The sequence below is a fragment of the Candidatus Methanoperedens sp. BLZ2 genome (assembly GCF_002487355.1).
Taxonomy (GTDB): Archaea; Halobacteriota; Methanosarcinia; order Methanosarcinales; family Methanoperedenaceae; genus Methanoperedens.
Genome location: NZ_NTMG01000085.1, coordinates 108748 through 132399, shown reverse-complemented (window position 1 = coordinate 132399; position 23652 = coordinate 108748). Strand labels below are relative to the sequence as shown.

General features: G+C 38.5%; 23 protein-coding genes and 3 tRNA genes. 18 read left to right on the top strand and 8 right to left on the bottom strand.

Features of this window, described 5'->3' with window-relative positions:
* Positions 1-7: 7 nt before the first annotated feature.
* From CL181_RS19330 to CL181_RS20725, 7 genes are all read left to right on the top strand, one after another.
* Positions 8-2035 carry a DUF927 domain-containing protein gene (locus tag CL181_RS19330; RefSeq protein WP_097300959.1) on the top strand — a complete coding sequence of 676 codons (2028 nt, stop codon included), beginning with the start codon at positions 8-10 and terminating at the stop codon, positions 2033-2035.
* Between the two features lie 304 nt (positions 2036-2339).
* Positions 2340-2720: a hypothetical protein gene (locus CL181_RS19320; RefSeq protein WP_097300954.1), complete on the top strand. Its 381-nt coding sequence runs from the start codon at positions 2340-2342 to the stop codon at positions 2718-2720.
* A gap of 400 nt (positions 2721-3120) precedes the next feature.
* Entirely contained in the window at positions 3121-3297 is a 177-nt protein-coding gene (locus CL181_RS20730; RefSeq protein ID WP_176505344.1) for a hypothetical protein, read from the top strand.
* Entirely contained in the window at positions 3297-3815 is a 519-nt protein-coding gene (locus CL181_RS19310) for a hypothetical protein (RefSeq protein WP_097300952.1), read from the top strand. The genes CL181_RS20730 and CL181_RS19310 overlap by 1 nt, the downstream gene beginning before the upstream one ends.
* A gap of 236 nt (positions 3816-4051) precedes the next feature.
* A complete protein-coding gene (locus CL181_RS21340; protein ID WP_255251643.1) occupies positions 4052-4186 on the top strand; it encodes a hypothetical protein in 135 nt (44 codons plus the stop codon).
* A 910-nt stretch (positions 4187-5096) separates the two neighbouring features.
* Positions 5097-7610 carry a nitrous oxide reductase family maturation protein NosD gene (locus CL181_RS19300; RefSeq protein WP_097300949.1) on the top strand — a complete coding sequence of 838 codons (2514 nt, stop codon included), beginning with the start codon at positions 5097-5099 and terminating at the stop codon, positions 7608-7610.
* A 27-nt stretch (positions 7611-7637) separates the two neighbouring features.
* Positions 7638-7790, top strand: a complete 153-nt coding sequence (locus tag CL181_RS20725; protein WP_176505343.1) for a hypothetical protein — start codon at positions 7638-7640, stop codon at positions 7788-7790.
* Positions 7791-8025: 235 nt separating this feature from the next.
* Here CL181_RS20725 and CL181_RS19295 read toward each other — a convergent pair whose 3' ends face one another.
* On the bottom strand, positions 8026-8199 hold the full coding sequence (locus CL181_RS19295; protein ID WP_097300947.1) for an AbrB/MazE/SpoVT family DNA-binding domain-containing protein: 174 nt from the start codon (positions 8197-8199) through the stop codon (positions 8026-8028).
* 162 nt (positions 8200-8361) lie between these two features.
* On the opposite strand from CL181_RS19295, the gene CL181_RS19290 reads away from it, so the two are divergent.
* The 3 genes from CL181_RS19290 (at position 8362) to CL181_RS19280 (ending at position 11114) form a co-directional block, all read left to right on the top strand.
* Positions 8362-8877, top strand: coding sequence for a hypothetical protein (locus tag CL181_RS19290; protein WP_097300946.1), 516 nt, complete (start codon positions 8362-8364; stop codon positions 8875-8877).
* Between the two features lie 44 nt (positions 8878-8921).
* The gene (locus CL181_RS19285) at positions 8922-9404 is read left to right on the top strand and encodes a thermonuclease family protein (RefSeq protein WP_141398980.1); all 483 of its coding nucleotides are present in this window, start codon (positions 8922-8924) and stop codon (positions 9402-9404) included.
* 96 nt (positions 9405-9500) lie between these two features.
* The gene (locus CL181_RS19280) at positions 9501-11114 is read left to right on the top strand and encodes a tetratricopeptide repeat protein (protein ID WP_097300944.1); all 1614 of its coding nucleotides are present in this window, start codon (positions 9501-9503) and stop codon (positions 11112-11114) included.
* 156 nt (positions 11115-11270) lie between these two features.
* On the opposite strand, the gene CL181_RS19275 is transcribed toward CL181_RS19280, so the two are convergent.
* From CL181_RS19275 to CL181_RS19260, 3 genes are all read right to left on the bottom strand, one after another.
* Positions 11271-11355: transfer RNA gene (locus CL181_RS19275), tRNA-Leu, on the bottom strand.
* 418 nt (positions 11356-11773) lie between these two features.
* Positions 11774-12085, bottom strand: a complete 312-nt coding sequence (locus tag CL181_RS19920) for a hypothetical protein (RefSeq protein ID WP_141398979.1) — start codon at positions 12083-12085, stop codon at positions 11774-11776.
* A 71-nt stretch (positions 12086-12156) separates the two neighbouring features.
* Positions 12157-12720 (bottom strand): hypothetical protein, encoded by a 564-nt coding sequence (locus CL181_RS19260; RefSeq protein ID WP_141398978.1) that lies wholly within the window; start codon positions 12718-12720, stop codon positions 12157-12159.
* A gap of 303 nt (positions 12721-13023) precedes the next feature.
* Between CL181_RS19260 and CL181_RS19255 the strand changes: the two genes are divergently transcribed.
* The 7 genes from CL181_RS19255 (at position 13024) to CL181_RS19225 (ending at position 20601) form a co-directional block, all read left to right on the top strand.
* Positions 13024-15441: an ethylbenzene dehydrogenase-related protein gene (locus CL181_RS19255; protein WP_097300940.1), complete on the top strand. Its 2418-nt coding sequence runs from the start codon at positions 13024-13026 to the stop codon at positions 15439-15441.
* A gap of 445 nt (positions 15442-15886) precedes the next feature.
* Positions 15887-16324, top strand: a complete 438-nt coding sequence (locus tag CL181_RS19250) for a DUF123 domain-containing protein (protein WP_097300939.1) — start codon at positions 15887-15889, stop codon at positions 16322-16324.
* A 7-nt stretch (positions 16325-16331) separates the two neighbouring features.
* A complete protein-coding gene (gene argC, locus CL181_RS19245; protein WP_097300938.1) occupies positions 16332-17342 on the top strand; it encodes an N-acetyl-gamma-glutamyl-phosphate reductase in 1011 nt (336 codons plus the stop codon).
* A gap of 9 nt (positions 17343-17351) precedes the next feature.
* Positions 17352-17825: a CBS domain-containing protein gene (locus CL181_RS19240; RefSeq protein ID WP_097300937.1), complete on the top strand. Its 474-nt coding sequence runs from the start codon at positions 17352-17354 to the stop codon at positions 17823-17825.
* Positions 17826-17845: 20 nt separating this feature from the next.
* Positions 17846-19021: a bifunctional ornithine acetyltransferase/N-acetylglutamate synthase gene (gene argJ, locus CL181_RS19235; protein WP_097301034.1), complete on the top strand. Its 1176-nt coding sequence runs from the start codon at positions 17846-17848 to the stop codon at positions 19019-19021.
* Positions 19022-19026: 5 nt separating this feature from the next.
* Positions 19027-20148 carry a hypothetical protein gene (locus CL181_RS19230; protein WP_097300936.1) on the top strand — a complete coding sequence of 374 codons (1122 nt, stop codon included), beginning with the start codon at positions 19027-19029 and terminating at the stop codon, positions 20146-20148.
* Positions 20149-20259: 111 nt separating this feature from the next.
* The gene (locus CL181_RS19225; RefSeq protein ID WP_176505342.1) at positions 20260-20601 is read left to right on the top strand and encodes a transposase; all 342 of its coding nucleotides are present in this window, start codon (positions 20260-20262) and stop codon (positions 20599-20601) included.
* A gap of 179 nt (positions 20602-20780) precedes the next feature.
* Here CL181_RS19225 and CL181_RS19220 read toward each other — a convergent pair whose 3' ends face one another.
* Positions 20781-21503 (bottom strand): hypothetical protein, encoded by a 723-nt coding sequence (locus CL181_RS19220; protein WP_097300934.1) that lies wholly within the window; start codon positions 21501-21503, stop codon positions 20781-20783.
* Between the two features lie 137 nt (positions 21504-21640).
* A tRNA-Ile gene (locus CL181_RS19215) sits at positions 21641-21714 on the bottom strand.
* 127 nt (positions 21715-21841) lie between these two features.
* On the opposite strand from CL181_RS19215, the gene CL181_RS19210 reads away from it, so the two are divergent.
* A tRNA-Ala gene (locus CL181_RS19210) sits at positions 21842-21913 on the top strand.
* Positions 21914-21949: 36 nt separating this feature from the next.
* Here CL181_RS19210 and CL181_RS19205 read toward each other — a convergent pair.
* Both CL181_RS19205 and queC read right to left on the bottom strand, forming a co-directional pair.
* Positions 21950-22750: a hypothetical protein gene (locus tag CL181_RS19205; RefSeq protein ID WP_097300933.1), complete on the bottom strand. Its 801-nt coding sequence runs from the start codon at positions 22748-22750 to the stop codon at positions 21950-21952.
* 209 nt (positions 22751-22959) lie between these two features.
* Positions 22960-23640, bottom strand: a complete 681-nt coding sequence (gene queC, locus CL181_RS19200) for a 7-cyano-7-deazaguanine synthase QueC (protein WP_097300932.1) — start codon at positions 23638-23640, stop codon at positions 22960-22962.
* Between the last annotated feature and the right edge of the window lie 12 nt (positions 23641-23652).

The window sequence follows — 23652 nt, the reverse complement described above, 5'->3', positions numbered from 1 at the left end:
GTCTGAAATGGTAACATCTATAGATGGCATGAATACCATATCGCAGGAGAGTCCGACTAATATTGTTGATAGGTCGGAGGAAGGGAGAAAACTGCTTGCTGATCTCGAAGCTAAGCAGATAGTTGAGGAAAACGAAGCTGAAAACACACCTAGAGATAACAAAAAAATTGATATTAAAGAAATTCGGTATATTTTGGCTGAAAGATATCGTGTGAATTCTAGTATTGTTCAACTGAAATATGTCGATGGGGAGGTGAGTGAAGTCCTATTGTGTTATACTCCTATATTCGTGACGGCTCTCGGTTTCGATATGGATCGGGGAGAAAGCCATGTTCAACTAAATTATAAAGATGCTGGAGGAAGAGAACGGGAAATTCTAGTACCATACAAGACAGTCCTGACCAAATCCGGGATATTTGAACTGATGGCAATGGGAGTTAATGTACCGGAACCACTTGCTAAAGATCTAACATCATATTTTTCATATTCCATTAATAGGCTTGCGGAGTACCTTCCACAACTAAAAATAGTAAGCAAAAATGGCTGGAAAAATGATCATGAAATGTTCGTGCTTGGCGATGTTGGTTACACAGTACAAGGACCCCAAGTCGTTAAAAACTTAGGAAATCTCCAAAAATCCTACATTTCCGGATCTCTTGCATCCTGGATCGATGGAGTTTCACCTCTCTTTGATCACCAGATCGTTCGATTCAAATGCTATACCTCGTTATCAGCCGTATTGTTGCGGTTTTTGCATGTACAGTCATATGTTTTGGATCAATATTATGAAAGCACAGCGGCAAAAACAGCCTCCTCAAATGTCGCGAGCAGCATGATTGGCTCTCCGAGTGGTCTTCGCCAATCAGCAGATGGAACGAAAGTTGGAAGCGAGCGTGTAGCCGAGAATTATACTGACCTGCCTATTTATCTTGATGAGACGAGCTCCATGAAACCAGAGCAGCTGCAGGAGCTCATATATATGTGGGCCAATGGAAAAACTAAGAACCGAGGAACTAAAGACGGGAAGCTTCAAGAACCCGGTACCTGGAATACTGTTGTACATTTGACAGGTGAAGCGCCCATTACTTCAGACAATATGTACACCGGTGCTCAGGTTAGGACCCTGGAATATTACGGTGGGATCCTTGATAGAATTCCAAAGGAGCTGGAGAAAGCAAATCACTGTATAAACGTGAATTATGGGCATATTTTCCCATTATTCATCCAGAAGGTTTTTGAAAATTTCGGGTCTTTAGAAGGCGAATTTCTTAAAATCAAAGCATCATTCAACAGTTCGACATCAAATATAGATACGAGATTGGATGACACTTATGCAGCAATCGCCCTGGCCGGAACATTATTGGAGCAAATTTTCAAGGATATCGGGATTAAGGAGGTCGATGCTGTAGAATTCACCCGGGCTGTGAGAGAACAGATCTCTGAAAATAATGTGATTCAAAAATATAGCGATAGGGCCCTTGAATCCGTGGCGTCACTTGTGGAGAATAAGAGAAAGTTTTTCCTGACAGAGAGACACGCCCAACGTGATAATATAATATTCACTGACGATGATGGGGCTTATCATTACGAGATCCTCGGCTGGCTTGTAGTATATGAGGGTTTGGAAAATGGGAAAGAGTACAGCGAGCGGCGATATGTTGATTTTATTCCGGAGACCTTGAAAAAGTACCTTGAACAATCCGGGTATGATGTCAATCGCTGCTTTCAGGACTGGAGAGCATCAGGAATTATCACACCACAACCTGGGCGATTCACGACTGTTCAGAAACATGATGATGGAAATAAGAGGGTTATCCGCTTCCTGGCAAAATATCTGGCTAGACCTGAAAACCAGAATCCTGAAAAGGTGTTTGAATTTCTTAATGAGCGATATGGTAAGTTTCCCACACCTGCAAATAAAGAGGAGTTGGTACAGATCCGGGAAAGAATGAGAGAAGCACTATCAGTTTCTTTGGCACTTGAGAATGAACCGGCTATTGATGACTTCATTTTGAAGATGGGGTGGCCGAAATGAATAATATGTATATCTATAATAACACAATAACCACTAATAACCATATAATAACCAGTATAATAACCACTTGCATAGACACGATAACCACTATAACCACTATAACCACAGATTATTATATTGAACAACTTTTAAGGCCAAAATATATAAAACATATATTTTCAAGTGGTTATGGTGGTTATCTGGTTACTGCTAGCGATTCGAAGTGGTTATTGGGTGGTTATTGGGCGGTTATTGGATGGTTATTGGATCCTATTAGCTCAAATTCAGCCAGACAGGGGTTTAGGTCTGTTCCGGGGCGATCCTAGTGAATCTGAAGGCTGGCCTCTATTGCAACGATATCCAGAAAATCTACGTTTTCTGGTCAAAGAACAGGCCAGAACTCGCAAAAAAAGTAGATAAACTATCAAAATCCTACAGGGATGCTCTGGCACAATCTGGACAAAATTACTATAATTCACAAGTTTTAGAACTTTCAGTTCGCCAGGTCGGACTTATGGAACAAATGGGTGAAGTTTTGAATAGTGATTCATTCTGTAGAAAGAACGAGACCAGAATATGTGATCAATTCGCCATAATTTTCCAAAGGGAAGATGAAATCAGGAATATAATGATAGCCCTCGGTTTTATATCTGAACCTAAAGAAGAAAAAGAAGATATAAACAAGGGCAAAGAAGGCAAAAAATGAGTGACATACTTTCGGAAATTCGCAACATGGGATCCTCAAAAAGAAAAGAGGCATGGGAATATCTTAAAGTGTCGTTCACTCTCAATCAATTCTTGAGGGACCTAAAAAAACACCATAGATCCACACAAGCGATTCGAAAAAATCTCACACAACTATCAAAACTGCACGTTCGGATCTCTCAAGATCTTGACGAGTCACATACCCGGGATATCGTGCAGCTGATACAAAAATTACAGTCATCAAACATCAAAAATGACACAAAAAAATGAGGAACTAAAGATGTTAATGGAAAAACCAGAAAACAAGATGCGAGAACCGCAAATGTTCGCCGATAGAAATGGCGAATTGATAGAATTAAAAGCAAAAGAAAATAAGAAAGCAATAGAAGGAGAATTATAATATGACAAAAGACGAAAATATAAAAACCATACACGACGCGCTGCCACAATTTTATTCAATCGAAGAGCTTAAGACCTACGATGAGTTACGCCTTGAGGATCTTGCATCAAATGTCAGAGCACAGAACAGAACTGCCCTAATCGAATCAGCCTACATTAGAAATGAGAAGAGGAAATAATGCAGCTTGATAAAACCACGATCCAGAAGCTTGAAAAGCTGATCAGCGATGCAAAAGCAAAGATCGAGCGGAACCACACCGAAATTATGAAAAATATTACGGTCAGCTCTAAATTAGAGGTCATTGTCTCACCAGATGCCCGGGAACAAGTTAAAAACCTCCTTGACTCCTCGTCTGCAGCATCAGCCCAGGCGAAAGAGTACTCTGAATTGATCGAGCGGATAAAATCAGCAAGCTTAAGCCTCGAAATGAATGGCCGAGACTATGATTCCAGGAAGCAGAGCCTCAACTCGAAAATAACCCAAGCGGAATCCTTAATTTCCCAGGGTATAGCACAGGGAGTTATATCCAGAGACCGTGTAGATGTATTGGAATCCACAATCGCAGAGAGTAGAAGCTCCCTAAAGAAGATGGAGAAGATCCTTACTCCAATCGAAACGAAATTATCCGGGATCCCTGATATCCCCGGTGGCCTGTCAGCCCTTCAGCAGAAACCGGCAATTACTGAAGGATTCTGAATATGGGCGGTCATGCCCGAAACCGGAAGAAGATGAAAGAAAGAAAAACGCATGCCAAAGGTCATTCCGTCAATGAAAATGCGACTCTTTCTTTTCATCTCAAAAAGCGTGAAAAATTAAGCCGAGCTTGGTGAAAAAGGATATATCCTAAAGTATACTGTTAATGAGGCTGTGCATCCTGATAGCTCTCTGGGGATGCACAACCTTATTATTTCCTAACGTATATATAATTCACTATGAGATCCAACAGACGCGAACAACGAGAAGATATAACTCTTTCTAATGTGAACAAAGTTGAAACTCTCGCAGTTATCGAAGAAGAAATTCGACGCAGGAGAGCTTCAAATATTACGCCCGTAATGTCTGCGTAATATTTTATATAAATTATAAAATAAAAACGAAACTCTTAAATACTAACGAGCGTTAGTGATGTCTGATGAATATGTCATTCAATACAAACATACCAAAAAACGATAACGGTGACGTTATGTGTCTCGAACTTGATCAAAAAATAATTGATAAAATGGACAAGTGTATTGCAGAGGGATTATTTGAGGACAGAAATCAAATGATAACAACCGCATTATTTGATATTATTCTTCGCAGAAAGTTTTTCAAGAGTGTCTCTAAATCCGGCGTATAACATGATAGAATAATTGTTCCAGCAGAACAATAGAGAATATCATTGTCGAATTATTACTCTTTAGACCTAAAAGGAAGAAAATATGACTTAAATGATCAAGTCTGAAGCTTTGCCTGGCTCGGCTGGACAATTATACTTTTTTTGGTTAATTTCACAAAACAGCAAAGCATAGACGTCATCTAGGATGCGATATGAGTCACGATCACAAGGCGGGTAAGGTATTTGTATCCTCAGAAACCTTATAACAAGCCTAGCAGACCGAAAAATTCCGGTGGATGTGCTACGACTTCATGAAATTGGTTCAATATCGATTCTCGCTGAGATCCAGCAATACAGGAAGCACAGATACCAGGGCGGCCTCATTCTCATAATCGCAGCCCCGAAATATATCCCTATATTACCGTCACGGATATCGATGTGTGTCCAGAATGCTCATTACCCCATGAATTACATACTTAACATTCGATCAGGCATAAACTTTAAAAGTGATTTAAATTAAAGCAAATTCTTGGTAATTAGGTTAAATCTGAGAAAATTTTTTCCAAAGAACTTTAAACTCACCATGTTTACATGTATATTGTCTAGTGTTTTGCTTATAGAGCGAACAGATTGTGTCTTTATATAGGATAGGTGGATCAATGATGAGATATAAGATTTGGAGAGGAGTTGCCCTCAGAATAGCGTTTGGAATAACGATGCTGGTTATATTGCTTGCAGAGATGTCGAGTGCAGTTCCGGTTGAAGAATGGAACAAAACCTTTGGTGGGGAGCATGGAGAGAATGCCATTTATGTTTACCAGACTTCAGATCTAAACTATACTTTTATTGGCAGTAAAGAATCTCAAGTTGGTTTTAATACTTGGTTTGTCAAAACAGATTCAGAAGGTAATGAATTACATAATAAAACTCTGGTAGAAGGCATATACAACTACCCTTACTTTGCGAATAAAATATCTGATGGAGGATATTTAATTGTTGGTTCTTTGGGAAGCCCAATAAATGATAACGATGCATGGGTGATTAAGACAGATTCAGAAGGTAATGAAATTTGGAATAAAACATTTAAAGAAACAAGTGCAGATGAAAGATTTTATTTCTTTAAACAAATATCAAATGAAGAATATACATTTATAGGAATGAGTTATTCTGGAGGACCTACTAATAATTTAATACAAATAAAAACAGATTTAAATGGCAATGAATTGTGGAATAAATCATTATTGATTGGTTGTTATCAATTAACAAATATCCAAGATACATTAGATAATGCTTATGTTGTCTCTTTATTATCATGTACAGGGGCAGATACTAAAATAATTAAAATTGATTCTAATGGAAATGAATTATGGAACAGAACATTTGAATATAGTATAATACATTCTATCCAACAAACGTCAGATGATGGATTTGTTTTAGCAGGAAATAAGGAATTAGCAGGTACAATTGATTATGATGATGGTCTTTTGATTAAGACAGATTCTAATGGTAATGAACTCTGGAACAAGACCTATCAGGAGAGAAATAATTACTCTGAGATATTCGGGCCTATCCAAATTACTTCAGAAGGAGGTTTTATTATTGGGGGATATTCATATGATGCAAATGGAAGCCATCTAATCCGAGGAGGTTATGGTTGGCTGGTAAGAACTAATTCTAATGGCGTAGAGTTATGGAATATGACATTTGGAGGAATTGATTCCTTTAGACCAGACCTTATAAATTTTGTTCAAGAAACTTTGGATCGAGGATATATTCTCGCAGGCAGTACAGTCTCTTATGGAGCTGGAGATTATGATGCCTGGCTCACCAAGGTTTCCAGCGAAGGTTCTGTTCATAATATGAACAAAGGTATTACCTACACAACAATCCAATTAGCCATCGATGGTGCCAACCCAGGCGATGAAATACATGTGGACAGTGGTACATACCACGAGAATATAAAAGTGAATAAACAGATAACCTTAAGCTCAACATCTGGAAATCCTAATTATACAATTTTGGAATCTCCAATCAATAGCGAGGATGTAATAAATGTAAGTGTGGATTCCGTGAACATCAGTGGATTTACATTAAAAAATGCATTGAGTATGGCTGGAATCTATATTGGAAATGGTGGTAATAGCAATATTTCAAATAATATTTTGATGAGTAACTATTTTGGCATCAAGCTTGACTATTCCAGCAATAACACTTTAAGTGGTAATAAAGCATTTAATAACCGCCTAGGTATCGTTCTTGTACATTCTAATGATAATATTCTAAAAAGGAATAATGCTTCTGACAACAGCTATGGTATCAATGTGGCTGGGCTTTCCAGCAATAATATACTCGTTGCAAACATCGCTAGCTCTAACAACGGTTATGGTCTTGGTCGCGGCGACGGTATAGGAATAAACTCTTGGGGTAATAACAATACATTAAGTGGCAACACTGCAAACCTGAACAATGGCTCCGGGATCTTTTTGAGATCATCTACCAATATTCTAAGTGAGAATAGCGTATCTAAAAACAATCAGGGCATTTATATGGAATCTTCCGATAGTAACGCAGTTAATAGTAACAATGTCGCAAATAATAATATTGGAGTCTATCTCTGGAATTCTATCACCAACAATATTAATAATAATTATTTCAACAATACTAATAATTACATCCAAGAAGGGATAATTTCTGGCAACACTTGGAACACCACCAAAACACCAGGCATCAACATTATCGGCGCCCCATCCCTCGGTGGAAACTTCTGGGCATATCCCAATGGCACAGGCTTCAGCCAGATGTGCACAGATGCGAACAAAGATGGGATTTGCGACTCTCCATATGTTCTCGATGCGAACAATTCCGATTTACTACCATTGACAATACCATCTGGATATAGCTATATTTTCGGTACTGTGTTAAACAACAGCACAGGGATTGCAGGTGTTACTATTTCCACAAATACCAACATCACAACAAATACAGATGAATCAGGCAAATATTCAATACTTGTCCTTGCTGGAGCCTATAATCTCACTGCGACCAGCGAACCCAAGTTCTATACAAATAGCTCGGTTACTGTTACTATTGTATCTGGAACGACTGTATTGCAGGATATTGAACTTATAAAGAAGCCAACGGGCAATATAAACGGCTTGGTAACAAATGTCTAAAATTGGCAACCACTTCAAATTATGGTGATGGTAAGCGGCATAAAGACCATTATTTTAAAGCCAGCTACAGCAGGGCAGGCACAATATCCTTTCCACCTGCTGCCCCGTGAACGATATCTTCCTGCCCCTTATCACAGCATACTCCCGCGCGCCCATTCTCAGTTAACCGTTACAACCTGAAAAAATGACATGATCACCGATGCCGGCGACTCTCTGGAGCAAGAGCGCAAGAGTGTCGCCACAGCCAGCAGCGACAATTACCGCAAGGCGAGAGCCGTGCCTGAAATGCGCGAAGCAAGCGTTGAGCGCATTGAAGGATGCGGTGATTGGAGCGTAAGGACAACAATGCAGCAACCGCAAAAAGCGGCGCCCGTGAATAAGAGAAAACATTGGCAAACCCAGATGTACTTATTTGTTACCGTTGTGTCTCCACAAGCTCCCCTTTTTTTATCCAGATACGGTTGTTATCTTCATAAAATAATATGTACTCTCCTTCTCTTAACTTGCCTAATTTATCTATTACCTTTTTAGGAAGTGTGATCTGATTTCTACGGGTAATCTTTGATTGAGCAATGCGTTCTTCTTTCATGGAATTATTGTTAATATATTATCTTAAAAATTGAATACAATGAAATAGGATAAACGGAAAATAGGAATATTTAAATATCACCTCAAAATTGTGGTACTATGTTTAGGTGGTGTCAAAATTATTAGTATCATTGATACAAAATCCAAAGAGTACCGGGATGTTATGGAAGAATTTGAAAGTTCACGTGATCTCGAAGCACAACATCTTAAAAAAAGCAAAATAAAGTATTTTCTATTTGGATTTGTTGTATTAGCGATAGTTGTTATTGTTTTTTTTGGTAATTCTTTTCAAACAAAGTATGTTTGTTCCGATGGGCGGCAAGTTGATGACCCCGATATATGTTCCGGATCCAATCCGCAGGTTTTACCCCTGATCAAGACTGAATCAACAACCTGTTATAGTTTTAAAGAAGCAAGGTCACATATTGGTGAAACTGGATGTATAAAAGGAGAAGTTGTACAGGTGTTTACATCCGCTGCAGGCAATACCTTTCTAAATTATTGTTCCAATTATAAAACCTGTCCATTTTCGGCTGTAATATTTAGTTCTGACAGTGGTGAAATTCCAAACCCTCAGAAGTATTCTGGTAAAAATGTTGAAATTACTGGCCTTATTAGAGCATATCAAGGAAATGCCGAAATAATTATCAAATCGTCAGACCAGGTAAAAATAAAGTGATCAATATTCAACAAAATAGAAAATCTTTGTTTTTTATTGGGCTGATGTTTGTATCAGGACTTCTGGTGGGTTCTGTTCTTACATTTAATTTATTTCCAAAGGAACTGGCAGTTCCCCAGCTATATACAGTCTCCAGGGTTATAGATGGTGATACAATTGATGTTACATTAGGGCATACAACAGAGAGGGTCAGGCTCCTCGGTTTAGATACGCCGGAAACAGTCCATCCACAAAAGCCTGTGCAGTGTTATGGACCTGAATCTTCAGCGGAAACAAAGCGACTTCTTGATGGAAAGAAGGTATACCTGATACCGGATCCCATGAGTTCGGATAAAGATAAATATGGACGATTGCTAAGGTATGTTTTCTTATCCAATGGTGAATTTGTTAATGATTATTTGATCAAAAACGGATATGGCTATAATTATATTTATGAACCGTTCCAGTTCATGAAATGGTTTTCTTTTGAAGAAGAGTTTGCAAGAAATAACAGTATGGGTCTATGGGAGAAGTGTCGTGCCGATTAATTTTGAAGTCAGAGCAACTTATGCAGTTGATATCGTTAAAGTGTTGATAAAAAAACGTTCATTGGCGTGTCAATTTGATCTGAAAAGGAGAACTATATGAAATATATAAAAAAATTTTACGCGCAGGAGGGATTGAAAACGAATGGAATATACATTTTTATTTTATGTCTGATATTATTTGCAATATTTCCGTCATTAGTGGAAGCTAAAACCGTTGATGAATGGAACAAGGAAGGCAATTACTTGGTTAATGCAGGAAAATATGAAGAAGCAATCAAAGCCTATAATGAAGAATTAAATATTAACCCACAGTCTGTTAATGCGTGGTTGAACAAAGGTATAGCTTTTCATTATTCGGGCGAGTACATGAAGGCTATAGCAGCATATGATAGGGCAATAGCTGTAGATCCAAATAATAAGGAAGCTTGGTTTGGTAAAGGATTATCTTATTATAGGCAAAAAGACTATAAAACAGCAGTTGAAGCTTATGATGAAGCAATCATAATAGATAGAAATTACGAAGAGGCATGGTCCAATAAAGGACAAACATATTTTTATTTAGGTGAATATCTTAAAGCGATTGAAGCTTTTGATAGGGCATTAGCTTTAGACCCGAACGATAAAATTGCTTGGACTGGCAAAGGATATGCACTTGTAGAATTGGGACAATTCGAGAATGCTATAAACGCGTCTAATAAAGCAATTGCCATAGATAGAAATTTTAAGGACGCTTGGTACAATAAAGGTTTAGCATTTTCGAAATTGGGTGATTATAGAAAAGAGATTGAGTCATACAATGTGGCTATTGCCTTAGATACAAATTTTGAGAGCGCATGGTACAATAAAGGGATTGCATATTATTATTTAGGTGAATATGATAAATCTATTGAGTCATTTGATAACACAATTGCTATAAATCCAAAGCATAAAGGAGCTTGGTATAATAAGGGGCTTGTACTTGCTGAATTGGGAGAATATGTGGAGGAGATCGAGTCATACGATAGAGCAATTGCTATAGATCCGAATTTTAAGGAGGCTTGGTATAATAAGGGGCTTGCACTTGCTGGATTAGGGGAATATAACAAATCTATTAGATCATTTGACATGGCAATTGCCATAGATAGAAATTTAAAGGAGGCTTGGTACAATAAAGGTGTAGCATTTTCGAATTTGGGTGATTATAGAAAAGAGATTGAGTCCTACGATAGAGCAATTGCCATAGATCTAGATTATAAAGAGCCATGGAATAACAAAGGGGTTGCATTCAGAAATTTAGGTGAGTACGATAAAGCAATTGAAGCATATGATAGAGCAATTGCCATAGATCCAGATTATAAAGAGCCATGGAATAACAAAGGAGTTGCATTCGGAGATTTAGGTGAGTACGATAAAGCGATTGAAGCATATGATAGAGCTATATTTATAGATCCAGATTATAAAGAGCTATGGAATAACAAAGGAATTACCCTTGACAATCTTGAAAGATACGAAGAAGCAATCAAAGCCTTTGAAGAAGCAATAAAGATTAATCCAAAATATGCCGATGCGTGGTATAACAAAGGAACTTCTCTTAAGAATCTTGGACGAATTGAAGAAGCAAATAAAGCATTTGATAAGGCATCGAAGCTGCAAAAAGCACCGGGGTTTGAAATAATATTTGCAATCGCCGGGCTGGTCATGATAACACATTTATTGAAAAGAAAGAGATGAAGAAAGATTGTTTTTCAATAGCGATACTATTTTTTAAAAGCCAAATAACATAGATTTTTCTGATTGAAATTCAGGCGCAGGATGGGGAGTTGTGTTTTTCTACTATAGGTTATGATGGGATTATTCTGGGATATTTGTGGAAAAAATGATATTGAGTGCGAGGGATGGGATTCGAACCCACGAACTCCTTCGAGATTAGCCCCTAAAGCTAACGCCTTTGACCTGACTGGGCGACCCTCGCATATTGCGTAATATATTTCGTAAGATTTAAATCGGATAAATTCCTATTTTTAGATGCTATTTTTCGTTATGCATAGTCATAAATCTTACGTGATGATTGGTGGAAGACCCTAAATCCTGCGCCTTTGACCTGGCTGGGCGACCTCCGCGCGAGCCTTGAGATGATTCTTATTACATAAAGCTTTGATGTTTGGAATAATCGGAAAATTCTTAAAATAGATATAATTATGGTGTGCGCGGGCAGGTAACCGATTTTATTCTTAAACCACACTCCCCCAACCTGCCGGAGCACTACAATCATATTGTGTAGTAGCACCCACAAATAGATGATTATCATAAGAGTACTACTGGAACACTAAAACCTTTTTTAGACACAGGATGAAAACCAAAAAGTCTTATAAAGATTTATTAAATCCAGATTATTTTGAACCGTTGTCTCTTGACGATGATGGCAAGATCTTCACTTTCGGAGCCCTGATTATCGGGTACTCAAGCACTCTTTTCATAAAAATAATAAGTTTTACCAGGTGCAATCTGTATTTAATGAATGGTATTAACTTACTCCTGATAAATAAAACAGTCCTGCTCTCAAAAAATCTTATATATAAATATGGAATTAAAAAAGGCAGTATGAAAACAAAGATCCAAACGGTTATATCGACGACTGTTACGTTATTGGCGAATATCTCAGGATAGATCTTCTTAAGAGCATCGATATCATTTAATGTCATTTAATATTAATATGAGGCTTACTATCCGATAAATATTGCGGAAGGTTTCTGGACACGAAGCCTGATCTTGATCATGGGCTTACTCCTACAATCCACTCCCATCTTTGCTTTGTCACTATTTTATACTTAGTTTGATATTTCGTTTCATAATGGTCTATTACATCTTTCGACTTTGTTTCATAATGGTCTACCGCCGGATTTGTTTTCGTATCGTATCTTATAACTCCACGAGATTCTTTCAAATTACTAAACTCTATATCGTAATAGTATTGGCAGTCAGATAGACTCCAGCATATATAGACAGTATATTTTTTAGCTCCATGATTGGTTCCACTCTCATTCCATACTCCTGAAATTGCATTAGTAATTGTATACTCCTGTGCTTGTTTCACATCGCCAGAAGTATAATTCCATTTACCTATTGTTCCTGTATATAATGTTCCATATACAGGTTCCTGATAGGATACATTTCGATAGATGGGTTCGTCATAAGTATAGTTCTTATACACAGGATCTTGATACGATTCTTGATATGATTCGGTACCTGTAACAGAGGCTAATAGATATGCTCCCAATAAACTTCCTACAATTATCGCAAGTACCAGTAGAATTGCACTTGTGACTTTCGTGTTCATTCCATCTTTACTCATTTTTGTTTCAATCCTTATTTTAGTGGATGTTGCTCTCGAATATATAGATACTGGAATCAAACAAAAATACTCTAATCAATTTTTCGGAATTATATATAAATATAAACCGACCGTAAGGCTTATCAATCCATAAAGCTGTGCATAATTACGAAGACATTTAATTCGGGTTAGTAATATTAGAAATAGGGCATAAGGAAGTTATGCTCCCTAAAGCAACGCTCTAAATCTCAATCCAATCAACACTAACACGTAATTTAGAGGTCTCGTATAAGAAATGGGGGTAAATAAATGAAAAGAAAAATAAGTTTTATGCTATTGCTATTAGTATTTGTAACTCTTGTAAGCGTGCCGAATTCTTTAGCTAATAGCGATATTAATAACGATTTCAACGCAATATATGGCACAACGGGATCAAGGCTTGATACATGCAGTACATGCCATACAGGTCCTCCGTCCTTTAATGCGTACGGTACAGACCTGTCAAACAATGCAATAGACTTTACAGTGATAGAGTCCTTAGATTCAGATGGTGACGGATTTATCAACATCGACGAAATCAATAATCTGACTTTCCCAGGGAATTCAAGCGATCCACCTGTAGTTGTTGTAGGGGACAGTATCTCAGGCATGAAGTTCAACGACCTTAACAATAATTCAGCGAAGGATGGGAACGAACCCGGACTTGCGAATTGGACAATCACTCTAACAGATCAAAATGGCAGCACTGAAACTACTGCTACGGATAATGATGGTAACTATACCTTCACCGGTCTGACACCTGGCAATTATACTGTTGCAGAGGTTCTTAAGACGGATTGGATACAGACATTCCCAACGAATGGAACTTATAATGTAACAATCACAGGCAATGAGAGTATGACAGGTATGGACTTCGGCAATAATCTCACGATTGCAATACCATCGGTTGGTAATCTTACTTCTGTAAAAGTGGCAACAGCGCCAGTCATAGACGGCTTACCTGAAGCAATATGGGATCAGGCAACCGCCATGACTATCAATATATCCGGAGGGGCGAACACAGGAGCACATACGGTTACTTTAAAGAGCATTTATACTAATGATTCAGTATATTTCCTTGCAAAGTGGAACGATCCTACAGAAAGCTTAAGACGTATGCCCTGGCAGAAACAGCCTAACGGCACATGGGAGCAGCTTAGAACACCTAATGTTAAAGAGGGAGGAGAAGAAACTTATTATGAAGATAAGTTTTCACAGTTGTGGAATATAAATATCACTGACTTTGAAACCGGTGGTTGTTTTGCTACTTGCCATGCAGGTGAAAATTCTGATGTGAAAGCTTATGGTAATATGTACACAGCAAATCCCGGAGAAATAGGCGATCTGTGGCATATGAAAATAGTACGAACCAATACAACTGGCTTTGTGGATGACCAATATCTGGACTCTATACGTTATAGCAATGTTACAGCAGATGCAGGTAGACATAGCGACCCGGGGCTTGTGCCGTACTATAATAACATAGATGCGAACGAAACTGCACCGAATTTCACCTCAGCAGACCAGCCAGCTCCGCCTTATTGGATATTTGATGACCAGAAACAGCCATTCAATGACATATATAATGCTAGCGATGAAATTGCAGGCATTATAGTAAGACCCCCGACAGGGGATAGGGCAGATATCGGGGGCAAAACAGTTTACGAGGATGGCAATTGGACTCTGGAATATGGCAGAAAACTGATAACAGAAAGCCAGTATGATGTTCAATTCTCAGATATAACAAAGGAATATTTATTTGGGACTGCGGTCTTCGATAACGCGCAGACAAGGCACAGCTATGATAATGGAGCGAATAAACTTGTTTTTGCACCATCGACAGCAATAATCGGAAATGGCAGTATCTCAGGCATGAAGTTCAACAACCTCAACAATGATTCAGCGAAGGACGCGAACGAACCCGGACTTGCGAATTGGACAATCACTCTAACAGATCAAAATGGCAGCAATGAAACTACTGCTACGAACAATGATGGTAACTATACCTTCAGCGGTCTGATACCTGGCAATTACACTGTGGCAGAGGTTCTTAAGACGGGTTGGATACAGACATTCCCTACAAATGGAACTTATAATGTAACCATCACAGGCAATGAGAGTATAACAGGTATAGACTTCGGCAACAACTTGTCCATGGCACCATCACCAACGAATGTTACCGTTGCTGTACGTACAATCGAGAAAGAATCTCTACGCATAGGAGAATCAACCACTGTTACTGTTAATATCAGCAGTTCTACAAATCAAGCATTCTCCCTTCAGGAAATTATCCCGGCGGGATGGAATTTGACACAAATTTCTGACGATGCAGATGCTTTCAAGAATAGCACCAATGAATGGATATGGTTCAATGTGACGCCAGGAGTTAACAAGACAGTTGTCTATAGACTGACTGCCCCAGGCAATGCTACTATTGGAACATATCACATTGACGGAACAGTAATTACATCAAGTGAAGTGGTAGCAATTGTACAAGGAGATAAAACCATCACTCTTGATATTACAGCGTATTACGGCAGACTTGGCAGTGATCCTAATGTAATAGAGACTGCGGATGTGTTAACAGCCATAGATGATTGGGTAAGCAGCAGAGGGCCCGCTGGTTTTGAGCTTCCTATAACAACGCAGCAGCTGCTTTCCTTGATTGATGAATGGCTTAGAAGTTAAGCATAAACGATCCGGAAAAAATTCAAGGCTAATCCCGCCACCTGAGTGGTGGGATACTTTTTACTTTTTACAGTTCGGGTATAGCGTTTATGCTAATTAGTGTAGCACAAACCAATGTCTCAGATTTAATAACAATTTGAGTGCTGTCTCATATTGCAGGTCACAATCCAGCCAGAAAAGTAAATGTCGAATATTTGGAATAGTCCGGAATATTCTTAAAATAGAAATAATTATGATGTGCGCGGGCAGGTAACCGATTTTATTCTTAATCCCCACTCCCCAAACCTGCCGGAGCACTACAATCATATTGTGTAGTAGCACCCACAAATAGCTAATTATCATAAGAGTACTACTGGAACACTAAGACCTTTTTTAGACACCGGATGAAAACCAAAAACATCAACGCTTACGATTAAATAAAGGATCGTAACTATAAAGTTCAAAAATGAAAGGTACATATGTTCTTATCCTCAGGTTGAATCACAACATCGACCTGACCATAGGAAAGCTTGGAGATTTCCATTTCAAGTCCGGATATTACTATTACATCGGCTCAGCACTTGGAACCGGAGGATTCAAACGTGTCACAAGACATTTCAATGTGGCTTCAGGTTCGAACAGCACGAGAAAATGGCACATAGATCACCTTCTTCCCCGGTCGGAAGTGATATGCGCCGTACTATTGCCGACATGTGAAGCTCTTGAATGCAAAGCTGCACAAACGCTACTGGAATTTTCGCAATTCATCCCGGGCTTTGGGTGCAGTGACTGCACATGCAAATCGCATCTTTTTTTCCATGAATCGGATATCACGAACGATCTAATAAGGATCGCCAATAAGCTTGCAGGAAACGAAAGTATAATTATTTATCCCGGCATGTAGGGATTACATGGACATAGGAATTATCGGAGGCTCCGGATATACAGGCGGTGAATTGATGCGGCTTCTTTCCCAGCATCCGGAAGCAAACATCAAAGCAGTTACTTCACGCAGCAAAAAGGGACAAAAAATCAGTGATACACATGCCCATCTTCGAAAAATTGTTGACCTTGAATTTGAAGACCTGACACCCGTTGAAGTTGCCTCCCGTTGCGACATCGTTTTTACAGCCGTTCCTCATGGCACAGCTATGCAGGTTGTTCCTGCACTTATTAAGGCAGGTATCAAGGTCGTAGACCTTAGCGCCGATTACCGTCTCAAAACCGATGTTTTTGAAAAAACCTATAAACTCAAACACACAGATCCGCGCGAAGCGGTATACGGAATACCGGAACTCCACCCGGAAGTATCGTCACAGCAATTTATCGCAAATCCAGGCTGCTATCCCACCGGTGCCTCGCTTGCTGTCGCACCCCTTGCCAGTGCAGGACTGATAGAGCGCGTAGTGTTTGATTCAAAAAGCGGGATATCAGGCGCTGGAGTAGAACCAAGTGCAGTTTCCCATTATCCGAACATGGCCGAGAATATCCAGGCATACAAGCTCACAACACATCGCCACCGCGCCGAAATTGTACAGGAACTCACACGTCTTGATGGCAGCCTGAAAAGCATCAGCTTTACGCCGCATGTTATTCCTTCAGTGCGGGGGATTCTCACAACAGCGCATATTTTCGTGAAGAAACAATTAAGCCAGGAAGATGTCAGCGCGATATACAATGATTTTTACAATGATAAACCATTCATCAGGCTGATAAAAGGCATACCCATGCTGGGAAATGTACGCGGTTCCAATTTCTGCGACATAGGTTTTGAGGTTGAAAAAGGAAGCGACAGGATAGTTGCGATATCAGCAATTGACAACCTGGTAAAAGGAGCATCAGGCCAGGCTATCCAGAATATGAACCTGATGTCTGGCCTTCCTGAGACAACAGGTCTCTGGTCGCCAGGTTTTGCTCCGTGAGGTGTTATTATGAAAATAAAAGATGTTATGAATAAAGATGTTATCACATGTGCGCCTGGTGACTCATTAGGCTATATTTCGAACTTGTTCAAAGAGAACCATATAAGCGGATTGCCCGTTGTTAATAACGGAAAAGTAGTAGGACTTGTTTCCGAAACTGACCTCTTAAAGTTATTCAAGATGCCGGAATTTTCAAATGAGTTATGGCTTCCAAGTCCTTTTGAAATAATCGAGATACCCATACGGAATCTTGTCAGGATCGAAGAGACTAAGAAAGCCCTTGAAAATCTTAAGCTTCGGCCTGTAGAGGATATAATGACAAAGGATGTCCATGCAATTTCCCCGGAGGATGAACTGGAAGATGCTTCAAGTATTATGGTAAAATATAAAGTTAACCGGCTGCCAGTCATCGATAATGGAAAGCTCGTCGGAATAGTTGCCCGAAGTGATATATTAAGGGGCATGGCAGGATCGGCGCAATGACTATGACAATGGCAGTGACAATGAAAACGATCACAGGCGGCATATGCGCCGTAAAAGGCATAAGAGCTAATGGGATAAAGCAGGGAAAGAACGGGCTTGCGATCATGGTTGCAGATGCCCGGGAACTTGAAACCGCGGGTGTTTTTACGAGAAACAAAGTGATAGCTGCGCCGCTTATTGTAACAAAATCCTATCTTGAAAAGGGGAATCTAAAAGCGATAATTGCCAATAGCGGATGCGCAAATGCGTTCACAGGTGAAAAAGGCATAATAGATGCGAAATGGATGGCTGAGATACTTTCAAAAAAATTGAATTGCAAACCTTATGATATAGGAGTAGCCTCAACCGGCGTGATCGGGCGAAATCTTGACAGGGCATGGATCGGAGGGCATCTGGATGAGGTTTATAATCAGCTTTCAGATACTGAAGAATCAGCCAGAGCTGCCGCAAGAGCCATCATGACAACTGATCTTTCCATGAAAGAGATAGCCATAGAGCTAGATAATGGTGTGAGGATCGGGGGTATCGCGAAAGGTTCAGGGATGATCGAACCGAATATGGGTACGATGCTTGCTTTTATATTTACTGATGCCGCTTTATCTAAAGTTACTCTTGATGCCTGCCTTAGAAAGGCAGTTGATAAGAGTTTTAACATGCTGGTGGTTGATGGTGATACGAGCACAAATGATATGGCGCTGTTAACTGCAACGGGATTTAATGAATGCGAAGAAGATGTTTTCCAGGAAGGGCTTGACCATGTGTGTATCAGCCTTGCAAAAATGATAGCAAAAGACGGAGAGGGAGCAAGCAGGTTGATCGAGGTAAGAGTTACGGGAGCAAAAAGCGCAAAAGATGCACGTAAGGCCGCTAAGGCGATAGTGCGCTCACCGCTTGTGAAAACTGCGATATTCGGCAAAGATCCCAACTGGGGAAGGGTAGTCGCAGCCGCCGGATATTCAGGCGCCGATATCGACCAGGATAAGATATCGCTTAAGTTTTCTGATACTAAAAATGAGGTTGTGCTTGTTGATTCAGGAAAAATCGTAGAGGGAAAGCTCGATGAGCTAAAGGGAATTATGGAAAGCAAGGAAATCATCATTGAAGTGGATATTGGTATTGGGAATTTCGGCGCGATTGCCTGGGGCTGCGATCTGACCTATGATTATATAAAGATCAATGCGATGTATACGACTTAAACCATATGTTCAATGAAAACTGGGATTTCTTTATATCCATAGTAACTAAACAAGAGGATATAGATGAGATAGAAAGGAATGAATTGCTAAGAAATTGGGGATATCTTAGGAAATTTCTTGGAGAAGAATGGTTTAAAAAAGAAGAGAATAAGTCACATCCTTTAATGGATTATTTTTATAATAATGCCCCATGGTGTTTAAAATGGGTAGGAGAATTAGGTTTAGCTATTGAATCTCTGAATAAAAAAGAAAATTTTGATCAAATTAAAAAAAGGCTTTTTTTAAGTAATGATTTCGAAGAAACATATTCTGAACTTCGAATCGGATATTCGTTACTTAACTCAGGCTTTTCTTTTGAATTCTTGAAACCAAGTAAAATAAAGAAAAAGAAAACACCAGATATCGTGATAAATATGGATAACAGAGAAATTTTTTTGGAAATCACTACAAAAAATAATCCCGAAGATCCTTTAAAATCCTTACAAAATTTCCAGAAAATTAGCTGGTTTTTTTTATCAAAAGATTATACAATTACTAATAATTTATTATTCTATTTCGACATTCTTAGACCATTATCAACTCCTAGAACACACCAAATAATAAAAATATGTGGAGATTTATTGGAAAAAGCCAAAAAGAGTGGGTTTGAAGAGTATCATGAACCCAATATTATTGATATTTATATTTGTAAGAATGAAAATGTTGATAAAGTTCCTAAAGAAAAACGAGTAATGCAAGGCAGGACATCGGAATTTGATGAGTTTTCTAGAATCAAAGGTACAATTAAAAGCAAAGAAGCACAACTAATATCTGAAAATCCCAATGTATTACTGATATTTGATTCTTTTTTATGGCATTTAGATAATAAAGAACTTTTTTACGCAAATTTCATAAATAGCTTGGAGGAGACTGTAAATCAATTTACTAATATTAGTGCCGTGATAATCTATATTGAAAAATATTACCATCCAGATATTGAGTCGTCTGTAATAAAAGGAAGAAATTATTTGATAATACAGGAATACGATGCAAAGCTATTAAAATTAATAAATAAGTTGATAATATTAAATGAGTTTGCCAACCATCCTTTATTACCGCACGAAATAGAGAAATTGAAACAAATTTGAAAAATTTAGAATTTATATTAATGTTTACTCAAACTGTCTTTATCTGAAACCCTTCGAACATCTTTCTCATAACCACCAGGTTCTGGATCGAGCCAAAACCTGACGTGGCTATTGTCTTGCCGTCCATGTCTCAAAATAAATTACTGTCGCATCGCAGATTGGATAAATGAAGACAACTTTATCCGATTTACAAAATATCTTTTGAGATTGCATGGAAAAGTGGTGCTGATAGTAGATAGGGCAACACATCATGTAAAATCAAATAAGGTAAAGATGTTCGTTAAGAAATGTAAAGGCAACATCATCATATGGCCAATACCAAAGAGATTGCCTGAACTTAGTTCAATGGAGCAAGGCTGGAAGAGTTCCAGAGAAAACATCACCTACAGGCTCTTTGAGAACCAGAAAAAAATTAGGTTATGCAGTAAAGAAACACATAATAAAAGAATTTAAAATTAATTTTGCTAAATTTTGGAGCTAATTACTATAGCTTGGTATGGAAATATGCAATTTACTGTATCCAACATAGGATTGATCTGAGAACATTGCAATTGGGAGATAAAGACCAGGTAGCAGCGCTCAAGACAAAGGCGTGAGATGCTATCATAAAAAATGCTATAATATTTCCTTATTTACTTTAAATTATAAAAATATATTTTTTGTGTTCTGTTTCTATACAATTTTTCATCTATTTTTGTTTGATTGATGCAGAGTGTTTGTTTTGTCAGTAATTTATCTAATTCAACCAGTAGTGCTTCATATTGTTCATCATACGAATGATTTTTTGCTTGTTCATTGAGCTTATCTTCTGTTTCCTGGAGCTTTTTGGTTATATCAGTGTATACATCAATATTACATTCTAATGCATATATGTAGGCATATTCATCAGCATATTTTTCTCTGATTATGGAGGATTGGAAGCTGTCATTAAGGAATCCTACTTTTTTTGAATGGTCAACATGACCTATTTCATGATATAAAGTAAAATTAAATGAATAATAATCGTTAAATTCATCTAAATAGGCAAGATAAATATCAGCATGATCTAATTGATTTGAGAAAAAAGATCTATTAGAACATCCCACGCTTTCCATATAACCATTATTTTTTTGGGGACACATTGAATTCAAAATGTCTGATGGTACAACATTAATAGATTTAATGTATCTGGAAATGCTGAGATCAGTATTATTCAAGGCTGTGAATATCAAAGGAGCAGTATATTCATCGGCATTTATTGTAATTGAATGAATTTTTTCACCCTCATCTGGTGTTAGCGAAACACAACCTAAAGCACTGATAAATGATATAATGAGAATAAAAAAAATAATTTGATTATTAACTTCCCTATTCATAGTGTTACCATTGTGTTAAAAGATAATTAATCTTAATCGCTAATTCAAGTGCTATCAAACCCTGAGAAAACGCACAAAATCTGACTTTGAAGAATCCTGGGTATGGTACGGTTTTTGTTCCCTTTCTCTAAAAATGATGGGCCCGTTGCGATTTGAACGCAAGACCTCTCGGTTATCAGCCGAGCGCTCCACCTGGCTAAGCTACGGGCCCGAGACTACCGCCCATATTACGCCATCCAATTTAAACCTTATCTTTGTGAAACAAATATCGAGCCGCCAGAACTCAAAACTAATCGATACCTTTATCATTTATTAAGCACTATGCAACTCACCTTCTAGGGCCGGTAGCTCAGGGGTAGATCGCTCCCTTGGCATGGGAGAGGCCTCGGGTTCAATTCCCGACCGGTCCATATTTTGTAAAAAGGTAGTTATTCTACGCATGATTTTCATTCCCGGATGATATTGTCTGTCACCAATTCAAATGTTCCATTTACACCATTGACATCCACTGTGTATATTCCCGCTTTCAGTCCATAAACGTCAAGCGAAATCACTTCCTGGAAGGGTACAATAACCTCTGTGCAAAATGTATCCGCAGGTCGAACTGTTTTAATGCTGATTGAAAAAGTGTTATCCTTTTTTTCTTTCGTGATTTCGTCTATCTTTGTGCAGCCATCAGGCAGATAGCCTCTGGCATTGACTTTTATCTGAACAGGAAATGATTCAAGAACCATTATTTCAATACTCTCAACAGTGGCATTGCCATAATTAAATTTGCCAGTGTTATTATTCCCCTTGTTCGTAGAATCTGATTCATCGCCCGATAATAATGTTTCTGTTGTTTTTAATTGTCCGTTTTCCATCCAATCGAACTGGACCGATACGTTTACATCTGTTTTTGGTATGGTCTTCTCTCTTAAATATTCCGAATCAAATTCCATTACATTCCCTTTGTTCGCAAGTAAGTCCCCTCCGACCGGAACATTCTTCCTGACGATTTTATTGTGAGCAGCGTCTGCAAATATTATTGTGGCAGTCAAATTCTTAGCAATCAGACTCCCGTCATTCCAGAATGTCCCGTGTACCTTTATGCTTTCCATTTCTGCATTATTTTCTACTGTCTCCTTCGAAATACCGACTTCTCTAACAATATGTACATATTTACTTTTTTGCAGAGGAGCAAACCATACCAGTACAATTATTGCAAAGACTGCAAATGCGATGAAAAATATTGTTTTTTTCTTCATTTTTCTCCTCCATGGATTAATCTGACATAATTACTGTAATGCTGATTTTGAACATTATAAATAATTGGTTATGACCTTGAGTGTATATCGTTGGGAAGATGTTCATCGCTATTTTCCGTAAGAAGTTATTGGCTACAGAAATCCTTTAGAAGTTATGGCTACAAAAATATCAAATTTACCCCAGCAGGTCAGTGGACATTAACATTAGCCTATGCTCCTAATCTTTCAAGTAAAGGGTCTTTTGTACCGGAAATTTCAAAAGCACGTTTTCTCCTGAGACAGGATTCGCAAGTTCCGCATGGTTTTTCCGACCCATTGTAACATGACCATGACCATTCAAGAGGCGCTCCTATTTCAAGACCGCGCTTTACGATATCAGATTTATTCATGGATATTAAAGGGGCATAGACCGAAGTTTTGGTGAGGGTTCCCAATTCTAACATCTTATTGAAACGCTTAACAAATTCGATTGTATTATCCGGAAACGTTGCAGCTTCTTCGACATCAAAACCCGTGACAATTGTGTCATATTTAAAATTCTCGGCAAGTGCTGCTCCTATTGAAAGAAAAACAACATTGCGTGCCGGTACCCAGACATTTTCCGCTGATTTTTTCGTAATTTCCTTATCATCGAGTTCATGCTCTGATATTTCCGGCAAAGCGCTCCCTCCTGTCAGTGCGCCCCGGAACGTCCTGTACCATGGAAGTTCTATAACAATGTGCCCTGCTTTATATCGCTCACAAATCGTCTTTGCAAATGAGATCTCTCTCTCCCGTGCTTTCTGGCCATAATCAAAAGTCACACACAGGATTTCATCACTTATATCATATGCTTCTTTGAAGGCGACTGTGGAATCAAGACCAGATGAAAGTAAAACTATGGATTTCATATTGAACAATTG

Bases quoted from the DNA above. Each gene is read 5' to 3' on its own strand.
- CL181_RS19205 (WP_097300933.1), bottom strand. From the start codon at position 22,750: ATGAAGAAAAAAACAATATTTTTCATCGCATTTGCAGTCTTTGCAATA.
- CL181_RS19285 (WP_141398980.1), top strand. From the start codon at position 8,922: ATGTTTGTATCAGGACTTCTGGTGGGTTCTGTTCTTACATTTAATTTA.
- CL181_RS19220 (WP_097300934.1), bottom strand. From the start codon at position 21,503: ATGAATAGGGAAGTTAATAATCAAATTATTTTTTTTATTCTCATTATA.
- CL181_RS19290 (WP_097300946.1), top strand. From the start codon at position 8,362: ATGGAAGAATTTGAAAGTTCACGTGATCTCGAAGCACAACATCTTAAA.
- CL181_RS19255 (WP_097300940.1), top strand. From the start codon at position 13,024: ATGAAAAGAAAAATAAGTTTTATGCTATTGCTATTAGTATTTGTAACT.
- CL181_RS19240 (WP_097300937.1), top strand. From the start codon at position 17,352: ATGAAAATAAAAGATGTTATGAATAAAGATGTTATCACATGTGCGCCT.
- queC (WP_097300932.1), bottom strand. From the start codon at position 23,640: ATGAAATCCATAGTTTTACTTTCATCTGGTCTTGATTCCACAGTCGCC.
- CL181_RS19300 (WP_097300949.1), top strand. From the start codon at position 5,097: ATGATGAGATATAAGATTTGGAGAGGAGTTGCCCTCAGAATAGCGTTT.
- CL181_RS19250 (WP_097300939.1), top strand. From the start codon at position 15,887: ATGAAAGGTACATATGTTCTTATCCTCAGGTTGAATCACAACATCGAC.
- argC (WP_097300938.1), top strand. From the start codon at position 16,332: ATGGACATAGGAATTATCGGAGGCTCCGGATATACAGGCGGTGAATTG.
- CL181_RS19330 (WP_097300959.1), top strand. From the start codon at position 8: ATGGTAACATCTATAGATGGCATGAATACCATATCGCAGGAGAGTCCG.
- CL181_RS20725 (WP_176505343.1), top strand. From the start codon at position 7,638: ATGGTAAGCGGCATAAAGACCATTATTTTAAAGCCAGCTACAGCAGGG.
- CL181_RS19260 (WP_141398978.1), bottom strand. From the start codon at position 12,720: ATGAACACGAAAGTCACAAGTGCAATTCTACTGGTACTTGCGATAATT.
- CL181_RS20730 (WP_176505344.1), top strand. From the start codon at position 3,121: ATGACAAAAGACGAAAATATAAAAACCATACACGACGCGCTGCCACAA.
- CL181_RS19280 (WP_097300944.1), top strand. From the start codon at position 9,501: ATGAAATATATAAAAAAATTTTACGCGCAGGAGGGATTGAAAACGAAT.
- argJ (WP_097301034.1), top strand. From the start codon at position 17,846: ATGAAAACGATCACAGGCGGCATATGCGCCGTAAAAGGCATAAGAGCT.
- CL181_RS19295 (WP_097300947.1), bottom strand. From the start codon at position 8,199: ATGAAAGAAGAACGCATTGCTCAATCAAAGATTACCCGTAGAAATCAG.
- CL181_RS21340 (WP_255251643.1), top strand. From the start codon at position 4,052: ATGAGATCCAACAGACGCGAACAACGAGAAGATATAACTCTTTCTAAT.
- CL181_RS19920 (WP_141398979.1), bottom strand. From the start codon at position 12,085: ATGACATTAAATGATATCGATGCTCTTAAGAAGATCTATCCTGAGATA.
- CL181_RS19230 (WP_097300936.1), top strand. From the start codon at position 19,027: ATGTTCAATGAAAACTGGGATTTCTTTATATCCATAGTAACTAAACAA.
- CL181_RS19310 (WP_097300952.1), top strand. From the start codon at position 3,297: ATGCAGCTTGATAAAACCACGATCCAGAAGCTTGAAAAGCTGATCAGC.